5 protein-coding genes are annotated in these 4,076 nt (G+C 54.4%); 2 read left to right on the forward strand and 3 right to left on the reverse strand.

The annotated features are described in order from the left end of the window. From GGR95_RS19210 to GGR95_RS18690, 3 genes are all read right to left on the reverse strand, one after another. A partial coding sequence (locus tag GGR95_RS19210; RefSeq protein WP_221385038.1) for a helix-turn-helix domain-containing protein occupies positions 1-198 on the reverse strand: 198 nt, incomplete at its 3' end. A gap of 229 nt (positions 199-427) precedes the next feature. Then, complete coding sequence (locus GGR95_RS18685; protein ID WP_184568381.1) at positions 428-1,501, reverse strand: FUSC family protein; 1,074 nt, start codon at positions 1,499-1,501, stop codon at positions 428-430. A gap of 9 nt (positions 1,502-1,510) precedes the next feature. Further along, positions 1,511-2,674 carry an HlyD family secretion protein gene (locus GGR95_RS18690; protein WP_246423456.1) on the reverse strand — a complete coding sequence of 388 codons (1,164 nt, stop codon included), beginning with the start codon at positions 2,672-2,674 and terminating at the stop codon, positions 1,511-1,513. A 169-nt stretch (positions 2,675-2,843) separates the two neighbouring features. On the opposite strand from GGR95_RS18690, the gene GGR95_RS18695 reads away from it, so the two are divergent. Together GGR95_RS18695 and GGR95_RS18865 are read left to right on the forward strand one after the other, a co-directional pair. Next, a complete protein-coding gene (locus GGR95_RS18695; RefSeq protein ID WP_184568382.1) occupies positions 2,844-3,380 on the forward strand; it encodes a TetR/AcrR family transcriptional regulator in 537 nt (178 codons plus the stop codon). 470 nt (positions 3,381-3,850) lie between these two features. Next, on the forward strand, positions 3,851-4,076 hold a 226-nt coding region (locus tag GGR95_RS18865; protein WP_221385036.1), incomplete at its 3' end, for a hypothetical protein.

Raw genomic sequence — 4,076 nt, forward strand, 5'->3', positions numbered from 1 at the left:
TTTGAAGCGATACACAGTCGATCTTCCGATCCCCAGGTCCTTAGCGATCTCATCTGCCGACATGCCCGCCGCCAGCCGTTCCTTGATCGCGTTCAATGGATGGGGGCGGCCACGCATGAGGTAAACCACTTGAACCACTGCGCTCGAGGTGCGCATCTCATGAGGGGCTTTAATGCGATGTGGGCGGGAAGCTGCCATCTGCTGCAGTACGTGCAAATGGCCGGTTAAGGGCAAATTTCTTTGTGGATTAAATATCGATCCAGAATCCTTCTTCCCGATCTTGAAACTCTGTGTAGCGGTATTGCCGTGTGCCTGATTTCACGCTGCACCATACAGCGGTCTTAAGAGAGTTGCCCAACATTGAAGAGCACGAGATACAAACATAGCGGAAACCCACGAAAATTGAGTAGTAACATCCCCAATCAGACTAAATGTCATATTCACGATTGAACTTCTTGCGTTGGATCGCGGGGTGGGGGCTATAGCCATCTTCATGGGATGCTGGTGCCAAGAGTAGCCAATCCAACACTGCAACCGCGATTGAAGCGCCGAGCGTTCCGATCAAGGTCAAAAACACTCGTTGGACCATTGCGACCTCAGGGTTGCTTGTTGTCAGGGCCGTTGCCACCAAAACCGCAGCAACGGACAGGCCAAACTGGTAGACCGACGCCGACATCCGCCCGCGCATCATCGCAACACCAAAACCCCAGCCGACTGTAAACATCAACACCAGCAAAACCTCGAAATGCGCCGAAAACCCGTATAGTGCCAATACAACCAGCGCGACAATCCCGCCTATCAAAGTAGCCCAACTCCGCTCGGCGGCTTCTGCAAAGGCCTCATCTTGAGTCGGGAAAATTAGTGGAAAGACAGCCGCAATCGCTAGGATCATATCCGAGACTGGCAAAACTGCGTATAGCCAGAAACACAGCCCGGTTAAAACCACAGCACGGATCAAGGCACCACCACCATGATGCCCCGCCGCGGCCCGCGGGGCGTCGACGTGTTTTTCTTTCGTTTTCGCAGGCACCAGCAGGTAAAGCGTGGGAATTGTGACCGCCGCAACACCACAGCCTAGAAGAAAACCGTCGCGAAAAATATTCAACATCACCGGATTTTTCATCCCGACAATCGACATCAGGGAGGCCGCAATCAGCAAGAGCATCCCAAAAGCGCTGCCAGTTCTGCGGGTGAAATAAAAGCCGACAAAATAGAACATGAACATCACCAACAACATCGCAGCGGGCACATGGCGTGTGATGGCAACGATCCCCGCCATCAGCCAGACCACCACCGCAAAAGCCACCGCCCCGCCAATCGCGCGCGCCGGATCAAAGGCCTTGCGCAGCCCCGCAATCAGCCCGATCGGCAAGGCGACACAGATCGGCGCCAAAGTTGGCTGTAGCCAAGCCATTGCCAAAAACCCTGCAACAACCGTCAGCCCGAGCCGAATAGGAAAATTAGGATCGTCAGCAGAGCGAGGGCGGGGAGCTATATACATCTCGGGGCCTTAGTATAATGCGGTGGTCCAGCTGCCGATGCGCTGGAAAAATGCGGCTGTGCGGGTGACAAAATGGGTGCCACCGTCAGGGTGAATGAGAACATTTATCTTCCCCCCCAAACGGGCTTGCCGCGGCCAAGTATGAGTGGTTCCTTCAAGCACAATCCGAACCGGCATTTTGCGCGCTGGCTCAAACCACTGGCTGATTGGGGTGTTGACCGGCAGGCCGCCAACCTCAGAGCGACCGGGATTTATCCCCCAGCCAAGGCTTTCAACATGGCCTTCAAAAATCTGCCCTGGTATCGCATCAAACACCAACGTAACTCGATCATTTGGCTGCACATTAACAAGCTGGTTTTCACGCAAGTCCGCCGTGATCCAGACTGCTTCGCCGTCGATAAAAGTCATGGTCGGCGACCCTGTACCAACAAACTGCCCCAGCCCCAAGTGCACATTGGTCACAACGCCGGGGCCGGGCGCGCGCGCCACTGTGCTTAGCAAGTCATATTCCGCCACTTCCAAAGCGAGTTCGGCGGCGCGAATTTGTGGATTACCCTCGCCGGCGGCTCCAAGCTGTAACCGCGCGCTTTCGGCAGTGGCCTGAGCGGCATGCAGTGCTGCCTCAGCGGCGGCAAGGTTTGCCTGCGCCTGATCACGCGCCGCACCCGAAACGATGCCCCGTTCAAAAAGGGCGGCAGAGCGTTCTGCGCTGGTTCGGGCCGTGTCTGCATTGGCGCGCGCTTGGGCAATCTGGGCCTGGGCCGCCTCGATTTGCGCGCTTGACGCATCAACCCCCTGCACCACCTGTGCCAAAGACGCCTGCGCCCGTTCTACCGCCAATTCAAACGGTCTGGGATCAATGCGAAACATCGCATCCCCCGTGTCCAGAATGGCATTGTCATGTACTTCAATCGCAATAATCCGCCCGGAAACGCGTGGTGCTACTTGCACAACGCTGGCTGAAACGATCCCCCGCGAACTGCCCGGTGCATAATGATCCGAGGCAACAGTCCACGTCACGATCCCCGACAAGAGAACCAAGACTATGGCCAGCACTAGAAAAATCGGTTTCTTGCTTTCGGGTTCTGCAATTTCTGGCCCAGTGTCAGTGGGCATATCCTGCGCTACTGGTTTGCTGGGGTTTGACGGGGGTGGGGAGGTCTCATTTGACATGTCTCAGGCTTTCTAAACGCTCATCGCTCTTGGGCATTGTGCTTTTTCACGGAAATCACGTTGTACTCATTCCTCTCAGCCCAATACGGACAAAAGTGTCCATTTGTCAATTGACAAATGGACACTTTTGTCCGTATCTGCGTTAGAATTATAGGAGCACCCGCGCCCAATGAAACAACGCCCTGATGCGCAAAAAAACCGCGAACGCCTATTGGCCGCCGCTAAGCTTGTATTTTCTGAATTTGGTGTCACGGCTCCGTTGGAACTTGTCCGCGAACGCGCGAATGTCGGCCGCGCCACGCTTTATCGAAACTTCCCAAATCGACAAGCGTTGTTTCTAGCCCTTATCGATGAGGCTCTTGATGAACTCGACCTTCATTCTGATGACTTTTGGGACCTTCTGGCAGAGGCTGCCGTCAAAGTGGTGGAAAATGAAGTGAGCCACGCCATTTGGGATGCGGCAGATATCGACAGCGACCAATTGGCGATCCGTCACAAAAAGTTGGTCGGGATATTTGAGACACCGCTGGCCATTGCAAAGCAAGACAAGAGCGTCGACCCCGACATTGCCCCCTCTGATATCGTGTTGCTGTTGCGTATGATTGGCGGAGCGGTTCACTCTGGCCCAACGACCGAACGCAGGCAAGTGGCGATGCGCGCCGTCGAGCTCCTCCGAAGAGGGATTTCTAGGTTCAGGACCCATTAATCGACTTGATGCTGGGTTGGTGTCATGATTCACGAACCCCAATGATTTGGGGGACAGATGAGCAATCTTTATTGGCTTACAGAAGCGCAGATGGTGCGACTTCGAAAACAGACAGCGCAATGTGAACCAAGAAGGTGTCTAGGAAACTAGGGGCTATTCATATGGACCTTGGTCAACGGCATAAAATCTTAGATGGAATTTGACTACAAAATGGCGGGTTCCAGTCTTGCCCGAAATAGGCTCCAATTCATTTAGGACAACCTGAACAAATTGATTCTATATCAATCACTTAACTTTTCCCTAGGTTCCAATCTTCACCGGACGCCACAAGAGGCATCCCATGCCTCTTTTCCTTTAAAGCAGCCATTCATGCAGCCGTAGCCAACGGGAGCAAAGTCCCACCGCCTTGATTGTTGGGGCAAGCCGCAGCGAAATGTCGTTTTGGATTCCATCCGGCGTTACACGATCCAATGGCAGGTTTGGTGCAAATTGCTGCACCGCTGAAAGTCCTGTGCTGCGTTCGCATGGGAATGCTGCGCGAGCACTCGCTGCGAAGCAAACGGCGGCAAAGTCCGCACAGCGGACCTTGGAGTCATGCCAAAAACGGTTCTCTGTTTGCGGCCTTGTCAAGCGGGATTGCGATCTGTCCGTTCGGGGTCATGGTTCTCTCCGAGGTCGCGGCCATCGTGTTTGTCA

The organism is Sulfitobacter undariae (assembly GCF_014196805.1).
Taxonomy (GTDB): Bacteria; Pseudomonadota; Alphaproteobacteria; order Rhodobacterales; family Rhodobacteraceae; genus Sulfitobacter; species Sulfitobacter undariae.

Bases quoted from the DNA above. Each gene is read 5' to 3' on its own strand.
- GGR95_RS18685 (WP_184568381.1), bottom strand. From the start codon at position 1,501: ATGTATATAGCTCCCCGCCCTCGCTCTGCTGACGATCCTAATTTTCCT.
- GGR95_RS18690 (WP_246423456.1), bottom strand. From the start codon at position 2,674: ATGTCAAATGAGACCTCCCCACCCCCGTCAAACCCCAGCAAACCAGTA.
- GGR95_RS18695 (WP_184568382.1), top strand. From the start codon at position 2,844: ATGAAACAACGCCCTGATGCGCAAAAAAACCGCGAACGCCTATTGGCC.